This is a genomic window from Streptomyces sp. NPDC017993 (assembly GCF_044328065.1).
In the GTDB taxonomy this organism is placed as follows: domain Bacteria; phylum Actinomycetota; class Actinomycetes; order Streptomycetales; family Streptomycetaceae; genus Streptomyces.
Window position 1 is genome coordinate 202070 of sequence record NZ_JBIRGO010000014.1, and the last position, 25379, is coordinate 227448.

Sequence of the window (25379 nt, forward strand, 5' to 3'; positions counted from 1 at the left end):
ACCTGCTTGGGAAGGGTCGGGTGGCCGGGGTGAACAGCTCAGCCGCGCGGGCGGCCCGGCATGGCCAGGGCCGGCAGCAGGGTGAGCGCGCTGATACCGAACGCCCACCAGAAGGCTGTGCCGAACGCGTCGGCGGCGTCGGACGCGGCGAGCTGCTGCTGAAGGACGATGACCAGCGTCGCGGTGCCCAGCGACCCGCCGATGCGATGCACCACGTTGTTGATCCCGGCGGCCTGCGGCAGCTGATCCCGGTCGACGCTCTGGAACACGGCCGTCACCATCGGGTTCATGGCCGCCCCGAGGCCGGCGCCGCGTACGAACAGGCCGAGTGTCAGCAGGAGTTCATTCGGCTCCGTGCCGACCTGGGTGTAGGCGAGGGTGCCGAGCATCGACAGCACGATGCCGGTGAGGATGACCGGCCGCAGACCCAGCCGTGCGGTCAGCTTCCCGGCGAAGAACATGGCCACGGCGATACCGAGGTCCTGCGGGATGAGCAGCAGACCGGCATGCAGTGCGTCCTGGCCGCGCGCCTGCTGGTAGTACAGCGGCAGCATGAACATGGAGCTGAACAGCGCCGCGCCCACCAGGAAGGAGGTGACGATGGCGTTGCTGAAGGCCCGCCGGGCGAACAGCCGCAGATCCAGTACGGGGGTGATCTTCGGCCGCAGGGCGTGCACCACGAACGCGAGGAGCAGCAGCGCGCCCACCGCGATCGGGGCGTGGACCGAGACATCGGCGAAGGTATGGCCGTTGCCGGTCTCGGCGAAGCCGTAGATCACCGCGGCCAGGCCCGGCGAGACCAGCGCGATCCCGAGGACATCGAGTTTCTGGCCGCCCTCCGGCGCGGACCTGGGCAGCACGCGGGCGGCCAGGATCAGGGTGAGGGCGCCGAGCGGCACGTTGATGTAGAAGATCCAGGGCCAGCTGAGCAGGCCGATGAGGACGCCGCCGATCACCGGGCCGAGGGCGGGCGCGAAGGTCAGCGGGATGATCAGCAGGCTCATCACCCGGCCGATCCGCTGCGGGCCGGCGGCCTGCGCGATCATCGACTGGCCGATGGGCTGGATGAGTCCGCCGCCCAGCCCCTGGAGCACCCGGAAGACGATCAGTGAGGGCGCCGACCAGGCCAGCCCGCACAGGGCAGACCCGACGACGAAGCAGACGACCGACACCATCCAGGTCTGCTTGGCGCCGAAGCGGTTGGTGGCCCAGCCGCTGACCGGCGCGACCAGCGCGAACGCCAGCAGGTATCCGGTGCTGACCCACTGCACGGTGGCCAGTGAGCTGTGGAAGTCGGCGCGGATGGCCTCGATGCCCACGTTGACGACGGTGGCGTCCAGGACGGCGAGGATCGTGCCGAGCACCAGGACGGCGCCGAGCTTGAGCACGGCGGGTTCGAGACGATCGGGCGGTGCCGCCGCCTTCGCGGGGGCGGTTGTGGACATGTGCGTCTTCCTCGGTCGGGTGGAGCCGGGCCGGAACGGGGGGAGGCCGGACGACGCCGGCCGGAAGGAGATGCCGCGACCCGCCGGGGGAAACGGGCCGCGGCGGTCAGGGGCGCGCGCGATCTCGTACGGAACGCGGGCGCGCGGGCTGCGCCGCGGGGCGGTGCCGCAAGGTCAGGGGACGAGCACGATGCGGCCGAGCTGAGTCCGCTCCTCCATGATCTGGTGGGCCTTGGCGGCCTCTTCCAGGGGGAGCCGGGTGTGCACCTCCGGACGTACCTTGCCGCTGAGCACCATCGCGCAGACCTCCTCGACGATCGCGTCGAAGTTGTCGACCTGGCCGTCCATGACGCCCATGGAGAAGTGCGTCAGGTACTTGCCCGCGATGTCCTCCAGAGAGACGCTCGGCAGGTCGAGACCGCCGCCCGCCGAGCCGTAGAAGACCAGCCGGCCGAAGGGCTTGAGCAGGGCGATGCTCTTGTGGGTGATGTCCGCGCCGACGCTGTCCAGGACGATGTCCACGCCCTTGCCGCCGGTGGCCGCCCGGACCTCGTCCTCCCAGCCGTCGTGGCTGTAGTCGATGGCGACGTCCGCGCCCAGATCCTTGACGAACGCGAGCTTCGCCGGGTCCTTGGCGGTGGCGATGACCGTGCCCGCGCCGAGCGCCTTGAGCATCTGGACGACGAGGTGGCCGATGGCCCCCGCGGCGGCGTGCACCAGCACACTCTCGCCGGGCTTGAGGAACGCCGCCTGGATGACCTCAAGTCCGACCTGCGCCGGGGAGCTGAGCATGGTGGCCTGGGCCGCGTCCATCTCCGTGGGCACCCGGACCAGGTCCTTGACGCGGGCGAGCGAGAACTCGGCGAAGGCGTCCTGGAAGATGACGCTGGCCACCCGCTCGCCGACCTCGAAACCGTGTACACCGGGGCCGAGGGCGTCGATGAAGCCGACCGCGTCGCCACCGGGACAGGCCGGAAGCCGCAGCCGCTCGCCGTAGTAGAAGTCCCCGGCCCGCTCCTGGATGCCGGCGAAGTTGACGCCGATGGCCTCGGCGCGGACACGGACCTGCCCGGGGCCCGGCTCGGGTTTCGCCACCTCGTCGACCTGCAATACCTCCGGCGTGCCGTGCTGGTGGTAGCGGACGATGCGCATGGTTCTCTCTTTCTCTAGCTCCGTCGGACCGCGGGTGTCGGCGGGTCGAGCGCCCGTCATCCCCAACGGCGTCGGGGGACCGCCGGGTCCGGACCGGACCTCAGCCTCGCGGCCGGCGCTAGAGCGGGCACCGAGCCGGACTGGACCCGCCCGGTCACCTCACCCGGCCCGCCGCGCCGCGCCGTCGGCCGCCGGGGCGGGGTCGGGGGTGATCCCGGCGAACAGGTCGTCCTCGGGGAAGGCGGTGTCCACCTGGCTGCGGGCGAGGTGATAGTCCTCGGTGGGCCAGGCGCGCTGCTCGATCTGAAGCGGGCAGGACCGCTCGGGGCCGTCGGGGTTGACCTGCGTCGTGTGTGCCAGCAGCGCCTTCAGACGGGTGGGGAACCATTCGGCGCACTCCACCTGTGTGGTGATCTCCCACTTCTCCTCCACGTCCGCCAGCTCCTTGAGCACCTCGCCGTGCGGCGAGTCGAGTCCGGCCGCGGTCATCGCCTCGTAGATGGCGCGGAAGTAGGCCTTGCTGAAAGCGAGGGTGTAGTAGAGCTTCAGCGGCTGCCAGGGCTCGCCTGTTCCGGGGTAGCGCTCCGGGTCGCCGGCCGCGGCGAATGCCTCCGCCGAGACCTGGTGGGTCTTGATGTGGTCCGGGTGCGGGTAGCCGCCGTTCTCGTCGTAGGTCACCACGACGTGCGGCCGGAAGGTACGGATGGCCTCGACGAGCGGCCGGGACGCGGTCTCCAGCGGCTCCAGGGCGAAGCACCCCGCGGGCAACTCCTCGCCGTCCTTGGGCAGTCCGGAGTCGACGAAGCCGAGGAAGCTCTGCCGGACGCCCAGGATCTCGCGGGCCCGGTCCATTTCCTCGCGGCGCAGCCGGGGCAGGTCGGCCCATACCTCGGGGCGGTCCATGGCCGGGTTGAGCACGTCGCCGCGCTCGCCCCCGGTCATGGTGCACACCAGCACCTCGGCGCCCTCGTCGACATAGCGGGCCAGCGTCGCCGCGCCCTTGCTCGACTCGTCGTCCGGGTGCGCGTGCACGGCCATCAGGCGCAGACCGGACCGGAGCGGGGCGGTGGACTTGGTCATGTGGATCACTCCTGTGGTGCGGGTGTGAGGGGGGACGTGAGGGGCGGTTACGGGGCGGGGCAGGGGTGGGGGCCGGATCGGGCCGGGAGGCGGATTCCGGTCCCGTGACGGTCAGTTGGCCGCTCCGGCCTTGCCGGGCGCGTACCTCGGATACATCGCGGCGGGGATCAGGGTCAGCGCGCTGAAGGCGAGTGCCCACCAGAAGGTGTGCGCGTACGCCGATTGGGCACTGCCGCCGTCGGCGGCCGCGGAACTCAGCGCGTTCTGCAGGATGACGGCGAGGACGGCGGTGCCGACCGAGCCACCGATGCGGTTGAGGACGGTACGGGCGCTGGTCGCCGCGGGGGCCTGGCTGCGGTCCACGGAGGTGTAGGTGGCCGCGACATTCGGCGGTACGACCGCGCCGAGGCCGACGCCGCGCAGGAACAGGGCGAGGGCCAGCAGGTATGCGGGTGGTGTGTGGTCGGCCACGACGAAGGGGACGGTGCCCACGATCGTGAGCGCGATCCCGACCAGGACGACGTGCCGCGGGCCGTGGCGGTCGGTGAGCTTGCCCGCCTTCGGCGTGATCAGCGCGCTGCCCAGCGCCTGCGGGGCGAGCAGCAGTCCGGCGTGCAGCGGGTTCATCCCCTGTACCTGCATGAAGTACAGGGGCAGCAGCATCATGGACGAGTACAGGGCGGCTCCGAGAAGGAAGGTGTTCACCCCGGCCAGGGCGAACCCGCGGCCCGCGAAGAGCCGCAGGTCGAGCAGTGGCGTACGGGTGGTGCGCAGTGCGTGCGCGACGTAGCCGACGAGCAGTACGAAGCCGGCGATCAGCGCGGTCAGCTGCACCGGATCCGCGCCCCGGTGGCCGACCTCGGCGAGTCCGTAGACCAGTGCCGCCAGCCCTGGGGGCAGCAGCATCAGGCCCAGACCGTCGGGGCGGACGGCGGTGTCCCGGTCGGCGCTGTCGGCGGGGACGATGCGGGCCGCCAGCACCAGCGCGACCACGCCGATGGGGATGTTGACCAGGAACAGCCAGCGCCAGTCGGCCCATTGGAGCAGTACGCCGCCCAGGACCGGACCGAGGATCGGCGCGAGGGAGACCGGCACGGTGATGATGCCGACCAGCCTGCCGATCCGCCGGGGCCCGGCGTGCCTGGCCACCAGCGCCTGGCCGACGGGCTGCATCAGCCCGCCGCCGACGCCCTGGAGCAGCCGGAAGGCGATCAGCGAACCGCCGGACCAGGCCAGCCCGCTCAGGGCGGAGGCCACGACGAACAGGGCCACGGCGGCCAGCCAGACGCGTTTGCCGCCGAAGCGCTTGTGCAGCCAGCCGGAGAGCGGGGCGACAAAGGCGACGGTGAGCAGGTAACCGGTGCTGACCCACTGCATGGTGGTCACCGACTCGCCGAGGCTCCGGGCCATCGGGCCGATGCCGACATTGACGATGGTGGCATCGAGCTGGGCGAGGGCGGCACCGAGGATCAGGACTCCGCCGAGCCGGAGCAGGGCCGGGTCCAGCCGTTCCTCCTCGTCGGTGCGTGCGGCGGTTTCGGCGGCGACCGGTGGCTTCACAAGACCTCCCTGTGTGGGTCGGCGGGGCTGACGAGAAAAAATTAGGTCGGACACGAATTTATGTCAAATGTAATTTTAGAGCTGACCAAAAATCGCGGTAGGATGGCACTCCACCGCACGCCGCAGAAGGAGCCAGGGACGCATGGGACGAGAAGCCGTCAGCAGGAGACCGGAGCCGGCCGATGAAGGTGGTCTGCGCGGCCGCAAGAAGCGCGAGACCCGTGACCGGCTGGCCCATGTCGCGACCCTGATGTTCATCGAGCGGGGCTTCGAGAGCGTCACCATCGCGGAGATCGCCGACGCCGCCGGTGTCTCGAAAATGACGGTCAGCAACTACTTCCCCCTCAAGGAAGACCTCGTCTTCGACGCCTACGAAGGCGTTGTCGACAGCCTCGCCCGCGTCGTGCGCGAGCGCCGTCCCGGTGAATCGGTCCTGCACGCCCTGCGCCGCTCCTTCTCGGCGTCCCTGAACGAGCAGCACCCGCTGAACGGCCGCTGCACCCCCGGCTTCGCCCGGCTGGTGTACGACAGTCCACGGCTGCGGGCGCGCGAGCGGGAGATCGACGAGCAGCGCGAGGCGGCCCTCGCCGACGCCCTCGCCGCGGCATCCGGGGCTCGCCCCGACGATCCCGCACCCGGCTTGAACGCCGCTCAACTCGCCGCCGTGCACCGTGTGCTGGTCCGCAGCGTGCGCGAGCTGATCCGCGCCGGCACCCGCGAGGAAGCCGTCCGCGCCCACGCCGCGCAGCTCGCCACTGCCGCCTTCGACTCCCTGGAGCCGGTGCTCGGCGACCACTGCATACGCGCGGACGAGCCCTCCGCGTAGGCGGCCCCGGGCGCACGGCCAGGGATGTCCGCCCGCTCCCGCAGGTCCGGATCGAGCGGGAATCCACCGGCACTTGCCACGCTGCCCGCCTGGAACGCACCACCGGGAGCGCGCGGCGAGCACGCCGGGCGGGCCCGGACGCAGCCAGGAAAGGAGAGGGCGTTGTCCGCCTCGACGCTGCCCGGCACCCCGCCGGCCTCCCCGGCACCCGCCACGGGGAACAACCTGACCGGATTCACCATCACCCACGACCTCATCCGCCGGGTCATCCCGGAGCTGGGCCGGCGGCTGGCCAACGGGGCCGCCGCAGGAGCCCTTGACGCGGCAGCCGTGACCCGGCTGACGACCTGGTGGGAGATGTTCACCGCCATCCTCGACGGCCACCACAACAGCGAGGACTCCCATGTCTGGCCGGTCGTGCTGGCCACCGACCCCGCGCTCCACACGGTGTCCGGGACCCTTGAGGAACAGCACACCTCCCTCGACGGGCACCTGGCCGGTATTGACGCGGGGCTGCGCGAACTACGGGAGCAGGGCGGTGCGCGCGAGCCCGCCCTGTCCGCGCTGCTCGCCCGCATCGCGGAGTTCTCCGCGATGATGTACGACCATCTGCGCCTGGAAGAGGTCACGATGGTGCCGGTGCTGCGTGACCGTGTGCCCGCGGAGGCGTACGCGGGCATGCTCGCCGCGCTGGCCGCCGGACACGACCCGGCCGACTTCGTCCCCACCATGCCGCTGCTGCTGGAGCAGGCGCCCCAGGAGGCACGGGAGTTCATGCTCGGCGGGATGCCCGCCGCGCTGCGTACCCGCTACGAGCAGGAGTGGGAGCCGGCCTACCGCGAGCTGGCCGACTCGCTCCCGCCCGCCTGACGGGCCGCGCCCGTGTGGTTCCTCCTTCGACTGCTGGTCCTGCGGACCTTCGGGCCGCTGCGGGAAATCCGGAGCGGCGACACCTCCCCGCCCTACGACGAAACGGTTTGACTGGTATGAGGCTTCTGGTGATCGGCGGAACGGTCTTCCTGGGCAAGGCGTTCGTGGCCGATGCCCTCTCCCGCGGATGGCAGGTGACCACCTTCCACCGCGGCCGTTCCGGCACGGACCTGCCCGGCGTGCAGGTCGTCAACGGCGACCGGGAGAGCGCGGCGGACCTGGCACGGCTGGCCGGGCACGGCCCCTGGGACGCGGTGGTCGACGTCTGCGGCTACGCCCCCGGCACGGTCGGCGCGGCCGCGCGCGCCCTGAGCGGCCGTGCCGACGCCTACCTGTACATCTCCAGCATCAACGCCCTCGCGCCCTGGCCCGCGGCGCCGGTCGACGAGTCCTCGCCGCTGCACCCCTGCGACCCTGACGCCGGGCCCCAGGACGCGGGCTACCCGCAGCTGAAGGCGGGCTGCGAGCGGGTCATCGAACGCGACTTCGGCGGCCGCTCGCTGATCCTGCGCCCCGGCGTGGTCATCGGCCCCGGCGACCGCATGCGACGGGTGACCTACTGGCTGCGCCGGGCGTCTCAAGGCGGGCGGATGCTGACCGGTGGCGCCCCCGAACGCACCCTGCAGCTCATCGACGCCCGCGACATCGCCGCCTTCGGGCTGGACCGGCTCCAGCTCGAAGGTTCCGGCGCGTATCTGACGACCGGTACGCCCGACAACGTCACCTGGGGCGAGCTGCTGGGCGAGTGTGTCCGGCTGACCGGCGCCGGCGCCGAACCGGTGTGGGCGGACGACGCCTTCCTCGCCGAGCAGGGCATCCCGCCCTTCACCACCCTGCCGTTCTGGGCTCCGCCGATGCCACAGCTGGCCGCTGTCTGGGGCTTCAGCTCGGAGAAGGCGATCGCCGACGGTCTGCGATGCCGGCCGGTGCTGGAGTCCGTACGGGACACGTGGGAGTGGATGAAGACTCCCACCGGTACGGCCGAGGCCTTCGCCGAGTACCGCTACCCCGACCAGACACTGGACCGGGAACGGGAATCCCGCATCCTGTCCGCCTGGAACGCGCGCACCTGACCCGTCCGCCGGGGAAGCCGTCGGGCAAACGCGCCGGGGCGCGGAGCACACAGCGTGCTCCGCGCCCCGGCGCGTTGTCGAGGTGGGCGCGCGGCCCGGCCCCCGGCGCGGGCGCCGAGGGCCGGAGTCGTTCAGCGCCCGGCGGGGGACAGCGGACGTCGCAGCAGTCCGTCGACGGCGTCGCGCAGTTCACCGGCGGACGACGGGCCCCAGGTGGTGGCCCGCCAGAGGAGGAAGCCGTCCGGGCGGACCAGGACCGCACCGCCTCGGGTGACGCCGTGCGCCCGGGGCCAGCCGTCCGTCGGATCCGTGAGATCGGAGCCGACCCGTAGGACGACCAGGCCGGGCAGCGAAGCCGGCGCCTCCTCCGCTGCCGCCTCTGCTTCCGCGTCGGCTACGGCCGGGCCCAGGACAAGGGTGAAGGCGAGACCGTACAGGTCGAGGGTGGAACAGGGACGGCCGGCCCGTTCGACGGGAACGTGCGGGGCACGGCTTCCGGGCAGACCGGGCAGACCGGGCAGACCGGGCGTCAGGGCGTCCTCGGCCGCCCTGACGTCGAGGGCATCCGAGTCGCCGGTGGAGTAAGGGAGTTCACCGACGAGCGGGCGGCGCACCGGGGCCGGCGGATACCGATAGCCGGTGCCGAGGGCGATGCGATGGACGCGGGCGGCGACGTCTCCCGCGCCTCCGCCCGCCCGCTTCTCGTGGAGGCGGGTGGACAGCGCACAGGTCAGCTCGGCCACCGGGCGGCGCTCCGCCTCGTAGGTGTCAAGCAGCGCCTCGTCGGCCCGGCCGTCCAGGACGGCGGCCAGCTTCCAGGCAAGGTTGTGCGCGTCCTGGACGCCGGTGTTGGCGCCCAGCCCGCCGGACGGCGGCATGACGTGCACGGCGTCGCCGACCAGCAGGATCCGGTCCCGCCGGTACTCCTCGGCGACCCAGGACGCCAACTCCCAGGTGTGCACCGCCCGTTCGCCGCCGGGGACGGCGGGCAGCAGCCGTACCGGGAGGTCCGCCTCGCCCACCGCCGCGCGTACCGCGTCCAGGCAGCGCGATGCGGTGAAGTCCAGCGGGCTCTCACCCCGTTCGGGGTGGTAGGGAACCATCAGGACCCACCGGTCCGCGGCATCGAGCCTGGCCAGCAGGGTGCCGGGCACCGGGTGGCTGAGGTAGGCCAGGCCGACGGGCCGGTCACGCAGCGCGGCGGACAGATCGGCCTCGAAGGCGATGTTGACCACCTGCGCCGGCCGGCTGCCGCGGGTGGCGATGCCCAGTGCCTGGCGGATGGGGGAGCGGTGTCCGTCGGCGGCGACGAGGTATCGGGCGCGCACAGTGGTGCGCCGGCCGCTGCCACGGTCGGTGAGTGTCGCGGTGACTCCGTCGGCGTCCTGCCGGACCTCGCCCACCTCGGTGTGGAACCGGACCTCGGCACCCAGCTCCACCGCTCGCGCGCGGACCAGTGGTTCGACGGTGCTCTGCTCGATCAGCGCGGGCGGGCAGGGGCTGATCCCGGCCACGGACTCGCCGGGCGGGCGCCGGTCGCGATGGTCCTCGGGCCCGCTCAGAGTGGCCGCCCGCACCGCGTCGGTGGCGTGCAGGAAGACCGACGGCGGGGCGTCGCGTACCGGCTTCTCCAGTCCGTGGCCGCGGTAGACCTCCATCGTGCGGGGACTGAGCACCCGGGCCTTGGCCAGCATCGACGGCCCGGGGTGCCGCTCCGCGACCATGACCGGGACGCCGTGGGCGCGCAGGAAGACCGCCGCCGACAGGCCGACGATGCCACCACCCACCACCAGGACCGGGACGTTCTCCTCGCTCATCGTCTTCCTTTCGCTGCCGAATGCTGCCTGGCCGGACGCAGGGGACCGGGCGGCCAGGGTGACCGCCCGTCATGGGGCGCCGCTCGAACGGGGCCGGAGCCGGGCCCGGTCGAACGGGGTCGAGCCCAGGTGCGGGCTGCTCGCCACGGGCCCGCCCGCGCGCGGCCGTGACGCCGCTCCGGTGAGACTCGAGCGGTCCGCGACAGGCTGGCGCTGCGGCCCCGGTGGGGCTCGGCACGGACCCCGTGAGCCAGGCGGAGTCCGACGGCCTGCGGGCCGGACCGGAAAGCAGTGACGACGCGCAGACGGGTGGAGACATGGAGACAGCCAACGCCACGGCACACCGAGACACGACCGGCGATCCGGGCACCACGCCGGCGGGCAACGGGCGGGGCGGCGGGCCGCTGACGCTGCTGACGCTGGGACTGCTGCTGGAGCGGCCGATGACGGTGCAGGAGCTGGTGGACACGGCCCGGGAGCGGGCCGCGGACAGCCCGGTCGGCGCACGCACACCGACCGAGCGGGAATTCGCCTCGGCCACCGTCGAGTTGCGCCATGCGGCCCTCACCAGCGGGCATCCGACACCCGGCGGGGACGCGCACGCGCTGACCGCGCGCGGCCGGGCCGACTTCGCCCACCGCGTCCGCGCCCTCCTCGCCACCGCCGACGAGCCGCAGCCGCCGTTCCACACGGCCGTCGGCTATCTGGGGGCGATGGAGCGGGAGGCCGCGGTGGCCGGATTGCGCGCCCGCGTGGTGGCGCTGCGTGAACGGGCGGCACGCATCGATGCCACACTTGCCGGCGGCTCCGGCATCCCGCGGCTGTTCCTGATCGAGAACGAGTACGCACGACACATGTGCGGGGCCGAACTGAACTGGGTGGACGGGATCCTGGAGGAGATCGGCAGTGGAGCACTTACCTGGCCGGCCGTCGAGATCACCGAGGACGGCTGGCGGTGGGACGAGGGCGCGGCCCCCGTCCCGGCGCCCTGAGCCTTCCGGTCCCGCAGCGGGCCGGGGGCGCGGTGATACGGCCGCCCGACGCCCTCGGCCCGCTGCGGCAGCCCGCCGCCCCCGGCGCGTCGGCCGGCTGCCCGGGAGCGCGAGGCGGCTCCCTTCTCCCTCAAGTGCCAGTCAGGTGCGGCTGCCTAGCGTCGGAGCCATGACTGAACTCTCACTCCAGGGCAGGACCGCGCTCGTCACCGGCGCCAGCCGCGGTATCGGTGCCGCCATCGCCGCCGAACTCGGCCGCCGCGGTGCCGCGGTCGCCGTCAACTACCTCAGCTCCGAGGCGGAGGCCCAGAAGGTCATCGCCGGTATCGAGGAGGAGGGCGGCCGCGCCATCGCCGCCCGCGCCGACATCTCCGACGCCGAGAGCACCCACGCCATGGTGGCCGACGTCGAGCGGGAACTGGGCCCCATCGACATCCTCGTCCTCAACTCCAGCGGCTACCGCGACGTGCTGCGCGGACCGGCCCTCAACCACCCCGTCGAGGCACTGGTCGACAAGATGGCCACCCAGGCACGGGCCACGCTCGGTCCCGCCTACGCGGTACTGCCCGGCATGGTCGAGCGCGAGCGGGGCAACGTCGTCCTCATCTCCGACAGCTTCTCCCGCCAGGCGGCGGCCGGCGCCATCGGCCACGCGGTCGCCAAGGCTCCGATGGAGGCGGCGATGAAGCACCTGGCGATCGAGCTGGGGCCGAAGAACATCCGGCTGAACACCGTCATCCCGGGCGCGACCCGCAGCGAGAACCTGATGAAGAAGTGGAACACCAAGGACGAGTGGGGCCGCACCCTCGCGTCGGTCGTCGAGCAGACGCCGCTGCGCCGGGTCGGCGAGCCGGAGGACGTGGCGCGCGCCGTCGCAGTCCTGGCCGGCGACGAACTCTCCTACGTCACCGGTGCGTTCCTGCCCGTCAGCGGCGGCCACCTCATCATCTGACGTCGCCCCGGCGCCCGTCCCTCTCCCACCGAAGAATCCTGACCCCGTGCCGCTCGTCCGTCGCCCGCACCGTCGCGGGACGGACGGGCGGCACAGGCCGTGTCGGCACCCCTGACGACACCCGACCGCCGCGCCGCGGCCGCGCGCCGCGATGTGGACCCAATCGAATCGAGGAACTCCCCTGTGAATAACGTGACTTCGACGGAGAAGGCCGGCCCGCGGCCCGGCTGGACCGTCGCGGTGGTGGCGTGCGCCGCCCAGTTCATGGTGGTGCTGGACACCACGATCGTGAACGTCGCCCTGCCGACCATGCGGACGGACCTGGACATGGGGACGGCCGGGCAGCAGTGGGTGGTGAACGCCTACCTGCTGACGTTCGCCGGCTTCCTGATGCTGGGCGGCAGGACCGCCGACCTCTTCGGCCGCCGACGGATGTTCACCATCGGCCTGGCCCTCTTCACCCTCGCCAGCCTCGCCGGCGGCCTGGCCGGCAACGAGGCCCTGCTGATCGCCGCCCGCGCCGTCCAGGGACTGGGCGCCGCCTTCCTCGCCCCGGCCCCCCTGGCCCTGATCAACTCCGGCTACCCGGACGTACGGTCCAAGACCCGGGCGCTGGCCGCCTGGAGCGCCACCGCCACCGCGGCCGGCAGCTGCGGCATCCTGCTCGGCGGGGTGCTGACCGACGCGCTCGGCTGGCGCTGGGTGCTGTTCGTCAATGTGCCCATCGGCGTGGTGCTGTGCGTGGTCGCGCTGCGCGCGCTGCCGGCCCGGCCCGGCGAGGGCCGCGGCCGGTCGCTGGACATCCCCGGCGCGATCCTGGTTACGGCAGCGCTCGCCTGTGCCTCCTACGGGCTGTCCGAGCTGGAGCACCGCCCCTTCCTCGCCCCGACCACCGGGGGGACCCTGGCCGTGGCCGTCGTGCTGCTCGTCGCGTTCGTCGTGGTCGAGGCGCGCAGCCCGCAGCCGCTGATGCCCCTGCGCATCTACCGCAGCCGGTCGCTGGTGCTGGGCAACGTCGCCGCGCTGGCCATCGGGGCCGTCACCACGTCGGTGATGTTCTTCGTGACCCTCTACCTCCAGCGGGTGCTCGGCTACTCGGCGCTGCGGGCCGGTCTGGCCATGCTGCCGCTGACGCTGGCCATCGCGGTCTCCTCGCTGCTGGTGCGCCGGCTGGTGCAGGCGATGGGGCCGCGCGTCCCGCTGGTCCTGGGCTGGCTGCTCACCGCCGGCGGTCTGGTCTGGCAGTCCCGCTTCGACGCCGACGGCACCTTCCTGACCGACGTGCTCGGCCCCGGCATTCTCCTGGGGTTGGGCCTCGGCGCGGTGGTGCTGCCGATGACCATGGCGGCGACCGCCGACGCCCCTGCCCGGGACGCCGGTCTTGCCTCCGCCGTGATGAACACCGCGCGCCAGATGGGCGGCGGTCTGGGCATGGCCGCACTCAACGCCGTGGCGGGAGCCGTCATCGGCGCCACGACCGCCAACGCGGTGGGCACCACCCGTGGGTACGCCGCCGCGCTGCTCGGCGGTGCGGCACTCGCGCTGGTCGCCGGGACGCTGTCCCTGTTCATGCCGGAACCGGCGGCGGGCGCCCCCGCCGCCGCACCGGCCCCGGCGCGTACGGAGCCGGTGGAAGCGGACGAGCCCGCCCGCTGACGTCGGGCAGTCGCCCGCACCCCGACGCCCGGCACCCCGATGCCCCGCACCCCGATGCCCCGCGGCAGAACGCCGCGGGGCATCTCGTGTTCACGCCTGGCGGGGCCGGCGCAGCATCCGGCTCAGCGTCAGGTCCGGGTCGCGGACCACGGAGTCGGCCAGCACCTCGTCGACGGCAACCAGCAGGTCCGGCTCCAGCGCCACGTCCAGCGCCTTCAGGTTCCCGGCGATCTGTGCGGGGGAGGAGGCGCCGATGACGGCGGAGGTGACGGTGGGGTGGTGCAGGGTCCAGGCGAGCGCCAGCTGCGGGAGTGTCAGCCCGGCTTCGGCGGCCAGTGGCCGGAGCCGCTGGACGCGCTCCAGCGTGTCGTCCTGGAGGAACTTCCAGCGGCGCAGGGAGTTGTCGCCGCCCTTGGCGGCCACCGCGCGCGAGCCCTCGGGCAGCGCCGCGCCCGGCCGGTACTTGCCGCTGAGCACACCGCCGGCCAGTGGAGACCAGACGACCTGCCCGATGCCCAGTGGCTCACAGGCGGGGATCACCTCGCGCTCGATGACCCGCCACAGCATGTTGTACTGCGGCTGGTTGGACACCAGGGGCACGCCCATCTCCCGGGCCAGCCGGGCCCCTTCGGCAAGTTCGTCCGCGGCCCACTCCGAAACCCCGACTGCGCGCACCTTGCCGGCGGCCACCGCCTCGGCGAAGCCCCGCATGGTCTCCTCCAGCGGCGTGGCGTCGTCGTACAGATGGGCCTGGTACAGGTCGAGGTAGTCGGTGCCCAGCCGTTTCAGGGAGGCGTCCAGGCAGCTGCGGATGCGTTCGGGGGCCAGACCGCCGGCGCCGCCGCCCGCGCCGCGGCCGACCTTGGTGCAGATCACCACCCGGTCGCGGGGGACCGTCGAGAGCGCAGCTCCCAGCACCTCCTCCGCGCGCCCGTCGGAGTAGACGTCGGCGGTGTCGAAGGTGGTGATCCCGGCCTCCAGGGCGGCCCGGACACACGCGACGGCCGAGTCGTCGGCCAGTTGGTTCCCGGCGGTCAGGGAGTTGCCGAAGGCCACCCGGCTCACCACCGGGCCGGCCTCACCGAGCCGTCGGCAGTCCACGGTCCACCTCCGTCATCGGCTCCGGTGACACTGTCTTCTCCGCGGTCGGGTGTGCCGCGGCGACCGCCGGCGGGGCATCGCGCAGTGCGTCGCCGGTCCCCTCACCGCGGTCCGGCCGCACCCCCAACCCTTCCAGCGCCCGCCGTGGTGTGTCCGCGGCGCCGCCGACGGCCGCGGCATAGCCGTCGGGCCGCACCAGCAGCCAGCCACCGGGGGAGAGCCCCAGATCGGCGCGGAGGTGGCCGCCGGGATCGGCCAGTGGGAGGGGACCGGCGTCCGTCGGGTCGTCGGTGACCGCGCGGACACGGACGACACCGTCGTAGGCCCTGGCCAGCTCGCACAGCTCCGTACGGCGGGCATCGGCGGGGGCGGTCAGCAGGATCCACTCGGGGCGGCGCAGCTCGGTGGTGAACTCCCGCCAGCCGGCCGACGCGGTGTGCCGCGGTCCGGTGACCCGGGCCGCCCGGCCGCCCGGCCGCAGCGCTCCGGGGATCGCCCCGGCGGCGTCGCCGTTCCCGTCGCCCGGTGTCAGCGGCCCGTCGGCGTACGTCAGATCCAGTGCCGACATGCCGCCCATGATCTTGCGCTCGATACGGGATTTGAGCGGCGGCACCGCCTTCACCACGGAGAACATGGCGCGCAGCACGGTGGCCATCGTCCGGCTGCGCAGCCGGACCAGCAGCGTCGCCATCCGGGTGGATTTCAGCAGGGCGGCCCCCACCGGCACCCGCTCGGCGCCGTAGGTGTCCAGCAGGTTGTCGGCGGCGGTGCCACGCAGCACCGACGCCAGCTTCCAGGCGAGGTTGTAGGCGTCCTGCACACCCGTGTTCATGCCCTGCCCGGAGGCGGGACTGTGGACATGGGCGGCGTCGCCGGCCAGCAGGCAGCGGCCCTCGCGCATGGCGGGAATCATGCGCTGCTGGATCGTGAACACCGATACCCAGCTGGGGGGTTCGACACGTGCGTCCCGGCCGGTACCGATAGTGATCTTGTGCTGGAAACGCCGGGCGACCGCCTCGTCGTCGCCCCCGTACGAGACGTCGGCGGTGTCCAGCAGGCGCCACTTGCCCGGCTCGGGGAACGGCACCATCATCACGGTGCCGGCAGGGGTGCGCATCCAGTGGATGCTGTCGCGCGGCAGATCGCAGTCGACGAGCGCGTCCGCGATCAGCCAGGTCTCACTGCTCTCACCCACCAGCTTCAGGCCCAGGGCCTTGCGTACGGTGCTGTGCCCGCCGTCGCAGCCCACCAGCCAGGCCGCCTCGACCGTCTCGGTACGCCCGTCGGCGTGTGCCAACTCGCAGGTCACGCCGTCGCCCCGGTCCTCGAACGAGGTCAGGCGCACGCCCCACTCGACCGCCACGCCCCGGCGTGCGGCGGCGCCTCGCAGTGCCGCCTCGGTGATGACCTGGTCGACCATCAGCGTGAAGGGGAAGCGGGTGGGCAGCCGGCTGTAATCGGTGTCGAAGCGGATGAGGCGGCGGCCGTTCTGGTGCAGCGTGAAGTGCTCCACCTGACGGCCGTGCGGCAGTACGTCGTCCAGCACGCCCATCTGGTCGTAGGTCTCCAAGGTGCGGGCGTGGGTGGCCAGCGCCCTGCTGGTGGTGGCAGGCCCCTCGGCGGCGTCCACCAGCCGCACCCGCACGCCGTGGCGGGCCAGTTCATGGGCGGCCGTCAGGCCGACCGGCCCGGCGCCCACCACCAGCACCAGCGGCCCGCCGGCCATCGGGTGTGCCTCGTCGGTCATCGGTTCTCCTCCTTGGTGCGCTTCCACCAGCCCGGGTTGTCGCGGTACCAGGCGGCGGTCCGGGCAAGGCCGGTCTCGAAATCGGTCCGCGGGGCGTAGCCCAACTCCTCGCGGATCTTGGTGTCGTCGACGCAGTAGCGGCGGTCGTGGCCCTTGCGGTCGGCGACCAGCCGCACCATGCCGGGGTCGGCGCCGCACAGCTTCAGCAGCCGCGTGGTGATCTCCCGGTTGCTCAGGCCGGTGCCGCCGGCGACGTTGTAGACCTCGCCGGCCCGGCCGTCGGTGAGGACCAGCTGGAGGGCCCGGCAGTGGTCGTCGACGTGCAGCCACTCGCGGATGTTGGCGCCATCGCCGTACAGCGGGACGGGGCGGCCCTCGGTCAGCTCGGTGACGAACTTCGGAATCAGCTTCTCCGGGTGCTGATAGGGCCCGTAGTTGTTGGAACAGCGGGTGATCGACACGTTCAGCCCGTGGGTGACCCAGTAGGAGCGGGCGATCAGGTCCGAGGACGCCTTCGACGCCGCGTACGGCGAGTTGGGCAGCAGCGGGCTGAGCTCGGTCCACGCCCCCTCGTCGATGGAGCCGTACACCTCGTCGGTGGAGACGTGCACCACCCGTGGCACCCCGCTGCGCAAGCACGCCTCCAGCAGGGTCTGGGTGCCACCGACGTTGGTGCGGACGAACTCGGCCGCCGAACGCAGCGAGCGGTCCACATGCGACTCGGCCGCGAAGTGCAGCACCGCGTCGTGACCGGGCAGCAGCTCCAGCAGCATCGGCAGGTCGCAGATGTCGCCCTGGACCCACGTCAGGCGCGGGTGTGCGGCGGGCAGGTTGTCGCGGTTGCCGGCGTACGTCAGCTTGTCGACGACGGTGACCTCGGCGTCCTCGTAGCCCGGGTAGCCGCCGTCCAGCAGGGTGCGCACATAGTGCGAACCGATGAAGCCGGCACCGCCGGTGACCAGAATTCTCATGCCGCCACCTCCACCTGGGTGTGGTCGCCGACGACCAGACGGTGGTGCAGCACCCCGCCGTCGGCCGAGGAAACGGCCGCGGACCGGCCGATGAGGGAGCCGCGCAGCGAGGGCACCTTGGATACCGAGGCGCCGTCCAGCACGATGGAGTGGTCGACGCGGGTGTCCGTCAGCCGGCAGTCACGGCCGATGGAGGTGTAGGGCCCGACCTCGCTGTGGGCCACCACGCTGCCGGCGCCGACGATGGCGGGGCCCACGATCCGCGAACACACCACGCTCGCACCGGGCTCCACCACCACCTGGCCGATCAGCACGCTCTCGGCGTCCACCTGCCCGGCAACGTCCCGCCGCACCGCGGTCAGCAGTTCACGGTTGCAGTCCAGGACGTCCTCGACGCGGCCGGTGTCCTTCCAGTAGCCGGTGTACTCCCGGGCGCGTACCGTCGCGCCGTCGGTGACCAGCTGCTGGATGGCGTCGGTGATCTCCAGCTCGCCGCGGGCGCTGGGTTCGATCTTCGCGATGGCCCGGTGGATGGCCGGGGTGAAGAAGTAGACGCCGGTCAGCGCCAGATCGGTACGCGGCCGCTCGGGCTTCTCCACCAGGCGGGTCACCCGGCCGTCCGGGTCCACCTCGGCCACGCCGAAGGCCCGCGGATCGGGGACCTTGTGCACGACCACCTGGGCCTGCGGCCGCAGCCTGCGGAACTCCTCGGCCGCGTCGGCCACTCCCTGGGGCAGCATGTTGTCGCCCAGATACATCACGAAGTCGTCGTCGCCGAGGAAGTCCCTGGCGAGGCTCACGCAGTGCGCGAGGCCCAGTGGCTGCTCCTGAGGGATGTAGGTGATGCGCAGCCCCAGCCGGGAGCCGTCGCCCAGCAGGGCGGAGATCTCCGGGGCGCGGTCGCCGACGATGACGCCGACGTCGTCGACGCCCAGGGCGCGAATGTTCTCCAGTACGTGCTCCACCACGGGCCGGTTGGCGACCGGCATGAGCTGTTTGGGCATGGAGTAACTGAAGGGACGCAGGCGGGTGCCCGATCCCCCGCACAACACCAGAGCCTTCACCGACTCCTCCTCTCCTGGCTGGGGTGGTGCTGTCCGGACGGGACGAAGCACTCTTCGGAGATGCGGACCGCGGGGTTTCCGTAGGCGATGCGGTCGAGCACTCTGCGGTAGACCGGGGTGCGCTTCAGCAGTCCGGCCAGCTTGGGCCGGACGCGGGTGGCGAAGGCGCCCTGCGAGAGCGTCGCTTTGCTCTGCAGCATCTGGAGACGCATCACCCGTTCGATGTCGGGCGCCCGCTTTTCCTCGAAGGCGGACAGGAAGCCGGCGCCGGCGTCGCCCGCGCGCAGCGAGGCGACCAGCAGCGGATGCAGCACCACCGCGTCCTGGACGGCCAGGTTGATGCCCTGGGCGCCGATGGGGCTGTGCGTGTGGGCGGCGTCCCCGATGAGCACCAGCCCGTCGCGGGCCCACCGCTCCGCCCGGCCGGAGAAGACATCCAGCAGGGACAGGTCACGGGGCGAGCGAATCTGCTCGTGGATCAGGTCGGCGTACGGCGGTACGGCGCGCGCCAGTTGCTCCTTGATGTGGTCGAGTCCCTGGGCGGCGATCTCCCGGTAGCCCTGGTGCGGCAGCGTCCAGCCGATCTGCACCCGGTCGGGCCAGGAGTCGTAGACCAGGACGGGGCTGCCGCCGGCCCGGAAGACCCGTACGTCGCGCGGGGCGGGGTCGTCGGCGGCGCGTTCCCGCGCGGTCAGTTTGAACCACAGGACGTCCAGGTCGAACCGGTCGCTGCGACCGGCCTCGATACCGGCCAGCCGGCGGATCTTGGAGAACCGGCCGTCCGCGCCGACCACGCAGTGCGCCCGCACCCGGACCGCGCCACCGGGGCCGTCCGCGACCACTCCGGTGACCGCGCCCTGCGGTGTGCCGCCGGCATGCAGCAGCTGCCGGGCGCGGCGGCCGTCGAGGTAGCGGAAGCCCTCGAACTTCTCGCAGTGCAGCAGCAGTTCGTCCAGGACATGGGCCTGGGGGATGCTGAGCAGGTAGTTGTGCGGGGCGGGCAGCCCCCGGTAGTCGATGTCCAGGAGTACGCGGTCCCGCTCGACCAGCCGGAAGCGGGTGTGTTCGTGGGCGCCCCGGGCGCGGGCGCCTGCCAGGACGCCGAGGCGCTCCAGCAGGGCCAGCGCGCCGGGCTGCAGGATCTCGCCGCGGAACTCGCGCTGGTGGGCGCGCGCCCGCTCGACCACCGCGACGCGCACCCCCGACTTCAGCAGCAGCAGTGCCAGGACCAGTCCGGCCGGTCCGGCTCCCACCACGCAGATGTCGGTCTCGACGTCCTCGGCCGGGCCGGTCGTGTGCCTCTCTTCTGTGTCCACCTTCTGGTTCCTCTCCCCCTAGCCGCGCAGGGCCAGGCCGCCGTCGGCGGTGACCACCTGGCCGTGGATCCAGCCGGCCTCCGCGGTGCACAGCAGCGCCACCGTGTCGGCGACGTCCTCGGGTGTGGTGAGCCGGCCGGCCGGGGTGCGGGCCGCCAGTGTGGCGGCGACCTCCGGCTGCGGGGTGTCCGGCCCCTTGTCGATCTTCGCGGTGGCGACCGCGTTGACCGCGATGCCCCGCCCGGCCAGCTCCACGGCCAGGTAGCGCACCAGGCTCTCCAGCGCCGCCTTGGCCACGCCCGCGCCCACGTAGCGCGGGATCACCGAGCGGGCACCGCTGCTGGAGACGGCCACCACCCGGCCGGGGCCGCCCGCCATCAGTTCCGCGAGGGCGGGCGCGCCGTGCAGCAGCGGGTCCAGGGCGGCCGCGATGTCGGCATGCACCGTTTGCGCGGTGGCGCCCACGGCGGGGGCCGGCGTCCAGGACGCCGCGTTGTGCACGAACACGTCCAGCCGCCCGAACCGTTCGCCGGCTGCCGCCAGCAGCCCTGCAAGTTCCGCAGGCCGGGTCACGTCGGCCCGGTGGGCCACTGCCTCACCCGGCAGTCCGGCCAGCTGCTCGACGGCGGCCTTCGCGGCCTCGTCGGAGTGCGCGTAGTTGACCAGGACGCGGCAGCCCTCGGCGCACAGTTTGCGGGCGATGGCCAGCCCCACCCCGCGCGTCGCGCCGGTGATCACCGCCGACTTCCCGGCCAGACCCAGGTCAGGCACGGTCGGCCACCCCGGTCAGGGCGGCCGCGCGATTGCCGGCGACGGGGGTGGCGGTCAGTACCTGCGGAGTGGCGAGCGCGATCAGGGCGGCGTACTCCGGCGTGGCCTCGGCCGTCTTCCGGCCCTGCTCGTCGCGCCAGGCGATGGCGGCGGTGTAACCACCGGGCCGCTTCAGGGCCTTGGCGAGATCGCAGTGGACGAACCCGTCGACACCGGCCGCGGCCTGGGCGTAGGCGCGGTACGCGTCCTCGAACGCCGAGCCGGCGCCGATCTCCTGGGCACCGCCCACGGTGAAGCGCTCGATCACGACGAGAGAGGGCTCCCCGGCCTCCGGGCCGTCGACCCGCACCACGCCCAGCGACGGGTCCGCCTCGACATCGACGACCTGGTGGAACTCCTTGGCGTGCGCCTGGAAGGTCTCGGTGGCCAGCACCTGCTGGAAGTCCTCCGGGCGCCCCCACCAGCCGAAGTTCACATAGACCTCGGGCGTTTCGGTGGCCCGGACCGCCTGGTGGGCGCGGAAGCCCTCCTGCCGGCGCATCCACCGGACGTGATCGAGGAAGCGCCGTTCGAAGGCGTCGGCGTCCTGGGGGTTCTTGAGGGTGAAGGTGTTGATGACGGTGAACTGCGGGGCCGGCATGGTGAACCGCCTCTCTTGGTGGGTGGCCTGTCAGGTCGTTCTTGGATGCGTGGGGAAGGGGATCCAGGTGCCTAGACCCCGTCGCCCAGGAGGGCGATCAGCTGCTCGCGCAGCACGCGGCGTTGGATCTTCCCGTTGCCCGAGCGGGGAATGGACCCCACCGCCCGCGCCTGCTGGATGTGTTCGTAGTACGGCAGCTGAGCGTTGACGTCCGCCAGGACCGAGGCAAGGGTGCGGTCGGCCGTATCCGGGTCCGCGCCGGCGGCTGCGAGGACGACCAGTGCGCCGGCCACCGCGCCGCGGAAGGCGTCCGGCAGGTCGACGACCACCGCCTCTTGCACCCGCGGGTCGCGTGCTGCCACGCGCTCCACCTCGGAGGGGGAGACCAGAAAGTTGTCGCACTTGAAGACGTCCTTCAGCCGGTCCACGAGGAACAGCCGCCCGTCCGCATCGATCCGGCCGACATCGCCGGTGGACAGCCAGCCGTCCGGTTCCAGGCCGGTGCCGTCCGGACCGCCGAGGTAGCCCGTCATCAGCTGCGGGCCGTGGAGCTGCACCTCGCCGACGGAACCGGGCGGCAGTTCGGCGCGGGTGCCGAGGTCCACCACCCGGCAGCGGGTTCCGGGCACCGGACGGCCGACCGACCCGTGCACCGGGTCGGCAGGGTCGTCGCTGTGGGTGAGCGGCGAGGTCTCGGCCAGCCCGTAGCCCTGGATGACCGGAATCCCGAACCGCTCGGTGAGCCGGGCGGCTGCCCGCGGGGGCAGCGCCGAGCCACCTGAGGCGATCGTCCGCACGGTGCGCAGCGCCGGCCCGTCCAGGGCCGGGTCGGCGGCCAGCCGCGCCAGCCGGACCGGCAGGCTGTACAGGTGGGTGGCGCCGTGCTCGTTGGCGGCGGCCACCGCGTCGGCGGCCTCGGGGCCGGTGCACAGCACCTGGGTGGCCGTGGCACGGACCGCCGAGTTCAGATGCATCGGGTGGAACGTGGGCAGATGGTTGACCGTCACCGAGGTCCCGTCCAGCCGGTGTGCGGTGGCGATCTGCTCGGCGTTGACGGTCAGGTTGCGGTGGCTGAGCCGTACGGCCTTGGGCCGCCCGGTCGTGCCGCTGGTGAACTGCACACAGGCGTCCCGCTCCTTTCGCGCGGAGCCCGCCGCCGGCAGCGACGCCGCCGGACCGGCGTCCCCGTCCCCGGACTCCCCGGACTGCTCGCCCTGCTCGATCAGGTCGCGCAGGGTGGGGAGTCCGTCGCGGGTGCCGCCGCCGATCAGCACCACCCGGGTGAGCTGCGGCAACCGGTCGCGGACCGCCGCCAGGCGCTCGTACAGCCCCGCGTCCACAAGAGCGAGCCGTGCCCCGCAGAGGGTGAGCACATGCAGCAGGTCCTCCTCGCGCAGCAGCGGGTTGACCACGGCGGCGAGGTGCCCGGCACGTGCCGTCGCGTAGTAGGCGACGGCGAAGTCCGGGTGCAGGACCGAGGCGACGGCCACGGTCGCCCCCGCCTCGGGAAGCAGACCGCGCATCGCCCCTGCCGCCGCGGTGACACGGTCGTCCAACTCGACGTATGTCAGGTGCTGTTCACCATGGATCAAGGCGGTCCGGGCCGGTGCCGCGGCGGCGGCCCGGGTGACCAGGCCGTCCAGCTGCTCCGGCAGATCCGGAAGGTACGCCGGCTCCGTCGCGACCCCCGCTTCGGCGACGGTCTCACCCACGGCGGCCCTCCGCGAAGTCACGGGCGTGCCGGAGGGTGGTCGTGCTGTTCGTGCTGAGTGCCTGGTGGATGTAGGCACGCGCGTCGGCGACGGTCTTGCCCGTACCGAGGATCTTCTCGACGGCGGACGCCTTGATGATGACGGTGTGCCGGGAGGTGACCTCCACGCCCGTGCCCGCCGGCACGAGGGTCCAGCGGCCGGTGTGCGCGGTCATCAGCCCCGGCACGGTGGTCTGCTTGTAGACGATGCGGTCCTCGCCGAAGACGACGCGGACGGATTCGGTGGTGTGCACCGAGCCGTCGGCGGTCCGGGTGTCCATGGCCATGACCTGTACACCGGGCTCGTCCTCGGTCAGCTCCATACGGGCCACGTGCGGCAGCCGCTCGGGCCACAGGTCGGCGCGGTTGAGGAAGTCGAAGACGTCCGCGCCCGATCCCTCGACGTGCACGGTGTCGTCGAAGGTGAACATCAGCTCGTCGAGTGCGTCGGCCTGCTCGGCGATGTCCTTGATGCCGGCCAGCTCCGCCTCGCTGTTGCGGTCCAGCGCGGTGTTGACCCACTCCACTCCGGCCGCGTCATTGTCGACGACGGTGAAGTCGTGGTGCAGCTCCAGCAGCGAGGTCCGCTCGTCGACCGGGGTGACCACCCACGTACCGCCCATCGAGGCGATGGGGGCCCGCGAGACCTCCTGGCGGAAGGTCACGGTCAGCTTCCCCGGAACCAGCTCACGCCGGGAGATCCAGTTCTTGACCTCGCCGTTGGCGGTGGCCCAGATCCGGATGCGCTCGAAGCCCTCGCCCTGCTCCAGGTGCTCGACGTGCACATTGGGGGCGAAGAACTGCGGCCAGCGGGTGACGTCGGCGACGATCCCGTACACCACCTCGGCGGGCGCCGCGATCTGGGTGCTGTGCAGGGTCTGGTGCTTGTCGGATACGAGCACGGGGGGTCCTTCCTCGTTGAGATGGGGGGCGGGTCAGTAGTTGCCCAGGCCGCCGCAGACGTTGAGGGCCTGCGCCGTGATGGAGGCGGCGGTGTCGGTGACCAGATAGCCGACCAGGCCCGCCACCTCCTCGGGGGTGGAGTAGCGGCCGAGCGGAATCTTGGCCTCGAAGCGCTCCTGGATGTCCTCGACGGTGGTGTCCCAGGCGGCGGCGTAGCCCTGCCGCACCCGCTGGGCCATCGGCGTCTCGACGTAGCCGGGGCAGACCGCGTTGACGGTGATGCCGGTCGGTGCCAGCTCCTTGCCGAGCGCCTTGCTGAAACCGATCACGCCGTGCTTGGAAGCCGAGTACGGAGCGGCGAGGACGACGCCCTGCTTGCCGCCGGTGGAGGCGATGTTGATGACCCGTCCCCAGCCGCGCTCGCGGAGCCCGCCCTGCCGCAGCACCTCGCGGGTGGTCAGAAAGACGCTGTTGAGGTTGGTGTCGATCACGTCGTACCAGAGCTCGTCGTCGATCTCGGCGGTGACGCCACCGCCGTTGCGGCCCGCGTTGTTCACCAGGACGTCGACCCCGCCGTACGTCTCGACGGCGGCCGCGACCAGCGCCCGTACCGACTCCGGCTTGCGGACGTCGGCGACGGTGCCGGAGACCTCCGCGCCCTGCGCGCGCAGCTCCTTGACGGTCAGCTCCACCGTCTCCTGGCTGCGGGCACAGAGGAACACCGCGAAGCCTCGTTCCGCCAGATCCTTGACCACCGACAGGCCGATACCGCTGGTACCGCCGGTGACCAGCGCCACTCGCTGCGCCTTGTGCACCATTTCGCGTGCTCCCTTCGTCGTTGATGCCGAGAACGGCCAGAACGGCCAGAACGGCCGAGAAAGAGCGTGCCGGGGCACCCTCGACCCGAGGTGGAGCGACGGACGAGGGCGGTGACTCCAGCGGGTTTCGAGGGGGTCGCGAGCCTGCGGACGAAGACTCGGGGCGCCAAGTCCACGAGGAAGGGACCAACATGACCAGCACGGCAACCGCCCCGGCCGCCACGACCGCGGAACTGTACGCCGAGGTCCAGCAGTTCTACGCGCGCCAGATGCAGCTGCTGGACGAGGGCCGGGCCGAGGAATGGGCGCGCACCTTCACCGAGGACGGCGTCTTCGCCGCCAACGCCCACCCCGAGCCGGCCGCGGGCCGCGACGTCATCGCGGCGGCCGCCCGCAGGGCGACCGACGAGTACGCCGCCAAGGGAGTGCAGCGCCGGCACTGGCTCGGCATGGTCAACATCGAGCCGCGCGGAGCGGACGAGATCCAGGTGGTCTGCTACGCGCTCGTCATCGAGACGCCGCGCGGCGGCCAGGCCGCGCTCCGGGTCAGCACCCGCTGCGCCGACCTGCTGGTGCGCGAGGACGGCCAGTGGCTGGTGAAGGACCGCCAGGTCACCCGGGACGACCTCGCCTGACGAGGCGGGCAGCCCACCGCTGCCCCCGACTCCTCCGGCCGCCACGCACCCCGCGTGGCGGCCGGATGCGTTGGCTGCGGCCCTCCCACGACGGCAACATGACGGGTCCGCCCGGCGACCGGACGACGCTCGTGCCTGACCTCCACACGACGAGGCCGCCCGCCCGGAACCATGGGCTCC

22 protein-coding genes are annotated in these 25379 nt (G+C 72.5%); 7 read left to right on the forward strand and 15 right to left on the reverse strand.

Annotation, left to right across the window (positions count from 1 at the left end; all coding sequences use genetic code 11):
• Positions 1 to 38: 38 nt before the first annotated feature.
• From ACH4FH_RS25645 to ACH4FH_RS25660, 4 genes are all read right to left on the reverse strand, one after another.
• Positions 39 to 1445 (reverse strand): DHA2 family efflux MFS transporter permease subunit, encoded by a 1407-nt coding sequence (locus ACH4FH_RS25645; RefSeq protein ID WP_398558229.1) that lies wholly within the window; start codon positions 1443 to 1445, stop codon positions 39 to 41.
• Positions 1446 to 1619: 174 nt separating this feature from the next.
• Positions 1620 to 2597, reverse strand: coding sequence for a zinc-binding alcohol dehydrogenase family protein (locus ACH4FH_RS25650; protein ID WP_398558230.1), 978 nt, complete (start codon positions 2595 to 2597; stop codon positions 1620 to 1622).
• A 159-nt stretch (positions 2598 to 2756) separates the two neighbouring features.
• Positions 2757 to 3677 carry a mycothiol conjugate amidase Mca gene (mca, locus tag ACH4FH_RS25655; RefSeq protein WP_398558231.1) on the reverse strand — a complete coding sequence of 307 codons (921 nt, stop codon included), beginning with the start codon at positions 3675 to 3677 and terminating at the stop codon, positions 2757 to 2759.
• A gap of 111 nt (positions 3678 to 3788) precedes the next feature.
• Positions 3789 to 5237 carry an MDR family MFS transporter gene (locus ACH4FH_RS25660; RefSeq protein WP_398558232.1) on the reverse strand — a complete coding sequence of 483 codons (1449 nt, stop codon included), beginning with the start codon at positions 5235 to 5237 and terminating at the stop codon, positions 3789 to 3791.
• A gap of 142 nt (positions 5238 to 5379) precedes the next feature.
• Between ACH4FH_RS25660 and ACH4FH_RS25665 the strand changes: the two genes are divergently transcribed.
• From ACH4FH_RS25665 to ACH4FH_RS25675, 3 genes are all read left to right on the forward strand, one after another.
• On the forward strand, positions 5380 to 6063 hold the full coding sequence (locus ACH4FH_RS25665; protein ID WP_398558233.1) for a TetR/AcrR family transcriptional regulator: 684 nt from the start codon (positions 5380 to 5382) through the stop codon (positions 6061 to 6063).
• A 162-nt stretch (positions 6064 to 6225) separates the two neighbouring features.
• Entirely contained in the window at positions 6226 to 6933 is a 708-nt protein-coding gene (locus ACH4FH_RS25670) for a hemerythrin domain-containing protein (RefSeq protein ID WP_398558234.1), read from the forward strand.
• Between the two features lie 116 nt (positions 6934 to 7049).
• On the forward strand, positions 7050 to 8066 hold the full coding sequence (locus tag ACH4FH_RS25675) for an NAD-dependent epimerase (RefSeq protein WP_398558235.1): 1017 nt from the start codon (positions 7050 to 7052) through the stop codon (positions 8064 to 8066).
• Positions 8067 to 8197: 131 nt separating this feature from the next.
• Here the strand turns inward: ACH4FH_RS25675 and ACH4FH_RS25680 are convergent, their stop codons facing one another.
• Positions 8198 to 9883, reverse strand: coding sequence for an FAD-dependent monooxygenase (locus tag ACH4FH_RS25680; protein ID WP_398558236.1), 1686 nt, complete (start codon positions 9881 to 9883; stop codon positions 8198 to 8200).
• A gap of 317 nt (positions 9884 to 10200) precedes the next feature.
• On the opposite strand from ACH4FH_RS25680, the gene ACH4FH_RS25685 reads away from it, so the two are divergent.
• The 3 genes from ACH4FH_RS25685 (at position 10201) to ACH4FH_RS25695 (ending at position 13483) form a co-directional block, all read left to right on the forward strand.
• A complete protein-coding gene (locus tag ACH4FH_RS25685) occupies positions 10201 to 10875 on the forward strand; it encodes a hypothetical protein (protein ID WP_398558237.1) in 675 nt (224 codons plus the stop codon).
• A gap of 169 nt (positions 10876 to 11044) precedes the next feature.
• Positions 11045 to 11827 carry an SDR family NAD(P)-dependent oxidoreductase gene (locus ACH4FH_RS25690; protein ID WP_398558238.1) on the forward strand — a complete coding sequence of 261 codons (783 nt, stop codon included), beginning with the start codon at positions 11045 to 11047 and terminating at the stop codon, positions 11825 to 11827.
• A gap of 183 nt (positions 11828 to 12010) precedes the next feature.
• Positions 12011 to 13483, forward strand: a complete 1473-nt coding sequence (locus ACH4FH_RS25695; RefSeq protein WP_398558239.1) for an MFS transporter — start codon at positions 12011 to 12013, stop codon at positions 13481 to 13483.
• Between the two features lie 90 nt (positions 13484 to 13573).
• Here the strand turns inward: ACH4FH_RS25695 and ACH4FH_RS25700 are convergent, their stop codons facing one another.
• The 10 genes from ACH4FH_RS25700 to ACH4FH_RS25745 form a co-directional block, all read right to left on the reverse strand.
• Positions 13574 to 14584: an aldo/keto reductase gene (locus ACH4FH_RS25700; protein WP_398558240.1), complete on the reverse strand. Its 1011-nt coding sequence runs from the start codon at positions 14582 to 14584 to the stop codon at positions 13574 to 13576.
• Complete coding sequence (locus ACH4FH_RS25705; protein WP_398558241.1) at positions 14562 to 16331, reverse strand: FAD-dependent oxidoreductase; 1770 nt, start codon at positions 16329 to 16331, stop codon at positions 14562 to 14564. The genes ACH4FH_RS25700 and ACH4FH_RS25705 overlap by 23 nt, the downstream gene beginning before the upstream one ends.
• A complete protein-coding gene (rfbB, locus tag ACH4FH_RS25710; RefSeq protein ID WP_398558242.1) occupies positions 16328 to 17302 on the reverse strand; it encodes a dTDP-glucose 4,6-dehydratase in 975 nt (324 codons plus the stop codon). The genes ACH4FH_RS25705 and rfbB overlap by 4 nt, the downstream gene beginning before the upstream one ends.
• Positions 17299 to 18366, reverse strand: a complete 1068-nt coding sequence (locus ACH4FH_RS25715; protein ID WP_398558243.1) for a glucose-1-phosphate thymidylyltransferase — start codon at positions 18364 to 18366, stop codon at positions 17299 to 17301. The genes rfbB and ACH4FH_RS25715 overlap by 4 nt, the downstream gene beginning before the upstream one ends.
• On the reverse strand, positions 18363 to 19682 hold the full coding sequence (locus ACH4FH_RS25720) for an FAD-dependent monooxygenase (protein ID WP_398558244.1): 1320 nt from the start codon (positions 19680 to 19682) through the stop codon (positions 18363 to 18365). Before ACH4FH_RS25720 ends, ACH4FH_RS25715 begins: the two co-directional genes overlap by 4 nt.
• A gap of 18 nt (positions 19683 to 19700) precedes the next feature.
• Complete coding sequence (locus ACH4FH_RS25725) at positions 19701 to 20453, reverse strand: SDR family oxidoreductase (RefSeq protein WP_398558245.1); 753 nt, start codon at positions 20451 to 20453, stop codon at positions 19701 to 19703.
• Entirely contained in the window at positions 20446 to 21093 is a 648-nt protein-coding gene (locus ACH4FH_RS25730) for an antibiotic biosynthesis monooxygenase family protein (protein ID WP_398558246.1), read from the reverse strand. Before ACH4FH_RS25730 ends, ACH4FH_RS25725 begins: the two co-directional genes overlap by 8 nt.
• 71 nt (positions 21094 to 21164) lie before the next feature.
• Complete coding sequence (locus ACH4FH_RS25735) at positions 21165 to 22805, reverse strand: class I adenylate-forming enzyme family protein (protein ID WP_398558247.1); 1641 nt, start codon at positions 22803 to 22805, stop codon at positions 21165 to 21167.
• Positions 22798 to 23745, reverse strand: coding sequence for an aromatase/cyclase (locus ACH4FH_RS25740; protein WP_398558248.1), 948 nt, complete (start codon positions 23743 to 23745; stop codon positions 22798 to 22800). The genes ACH4FH_RS25735 and ACH4FH_RS25740 overlap by 8 nt, the downstream gene beginning before the upstream one ends.
• 33 nt (positions 23746 to 23778) lie before the next feature.
• On the reverse strand, positions 23779 to 24564 hold the full coding sequence (locus ACH4FH_RS25745) for an SDR family NAD(P)-dependent oxidoreductase (RefSeq protein WP_398558249.1): 786 nt from the start codon (positions 24562 to 24564) through the stop codon (positions 23779 to 23781).
• Between the two features lie 191 nt (positions 24565 to 24755).
• Here ACH4FH_RS25745 and ACH4FH_RS25750 point away from each other — a divergent pair, with 191 nt between their 5' ends.
• On the forward strand, positions 24756 to 25199 hold the full coding sequence (locus tag ACH4FH_RS25750) for a nuclear transport factor 2 family protein (protein ID WP_398558250.1): 444 nt from the start codon (positions 24756 to 24758) through the stop codon (positions 25197 to 25199).
• The last annotated feature ends 180 nt before the right edge of the window (positions 25200 to 25379 follow it).

What these genes read in the sequence shown, in the direction of transcription:
- ACH4FH_RS25645 (WP_398558229.1), bottom strand. Translation starts at nt 1,445, where the DNA reads ATGTCCACAACCGCCCCCGCGAAGGCGGCGGCACCGCCCGATCGTCTC.
- ACH4FH_RS25650 (WP_398558230.1), bottom strand. Translation starts at nt 2,597, where the DNA reads ATGCGCATCGTCCGCTACCACCAGCACGGCACGCCGGAGGTATTGCAG.
- mca (WP_398558231.1), bottom strand. Translation starts at nt 3,677, where the DNA reads ATGACCAAGTCCACCGCCCCGCTCCGGTCCGGTCTGCGCCTGATGGCC.
- ACH4FH_RS25665 (WP_398558233.1), top strand. Translation starts at nt 5,380, where the DNA reads ATGGGACGAGAAGCCGTCAGCAGGAGACCGGAGCCGGCCGATGAAGGT.
- ACH4FH_RS25675 (WP_398558235.1), top strand. Translation starts at nt 7,050, where the DNA reads ATGAGGCTTCTGGTGATCGGCGGAACGGTCTTCCTGGGCAAGGCGTTC.
- ACH4FH_RS25680 (WP_398558236.1), bottom strand. Translation starts at nt 9,883, where the DNA reads ATGAGCGAGGAGAACGTCCCGGTCCTGGTGGTGGGTGGTGGCATCGTC.
- ACH4FH_RS25685 (WP_398558237.1), top strand. Translation starts at nt 10,201, where the DNA reads ATGGAGACAGCCAACGCCACGGCACACCGAGACACGACCGGCGATCCG.
- ACH4FH_RS25690 (WP_398558238.1), top strand. Translation starts at nt 11,045, where the DNA reads ATGACTGAACTCTCACTCCAGGGCAGGACCGCGCTCGTCACCGGCGCC.
- ACH4FH_RS25705 (WP_398558241.1), bottom strand. Translation starts at nt 16,331, where the DNA reads ATGACCGACGAGGCACACCCGATGGCCGGCGGGCCGCTGGTGCTGGTG.
- rfbB (WP_398558242.1), bottom strand. Translation starts at nt 17,302, where the DNA reads ATGAGAATTCTGGTCACCGGCGGTGCCGGCTTCATCGGTTCGCACTAT.
- ACH4FH_RS25730 (WP_398558246.1), bottom strand. Translation starts at nt 21,093, where the DNA reads ATGCCGGCCCCGCAGTTCACCGTCATCAACACCTTCACCCTCAAGAAC.
- ACH4FH_RS25745 (WP_398558249.1), bottom strand. Translation starts at nt 24,564, where the DNA reads ATGGTGCACAAGGCGCAGCGAGTGGCGCTGGTCACCGGCGGTACCAGC.
- ACH4FH_RS25750 (WP_398558250.1), top strand. Translation starts at nt 24,756, where the DNA reads ATGACCAGCACGGCAACCGCCCCGGCCGCCACGACCGCGGAACTGTAC.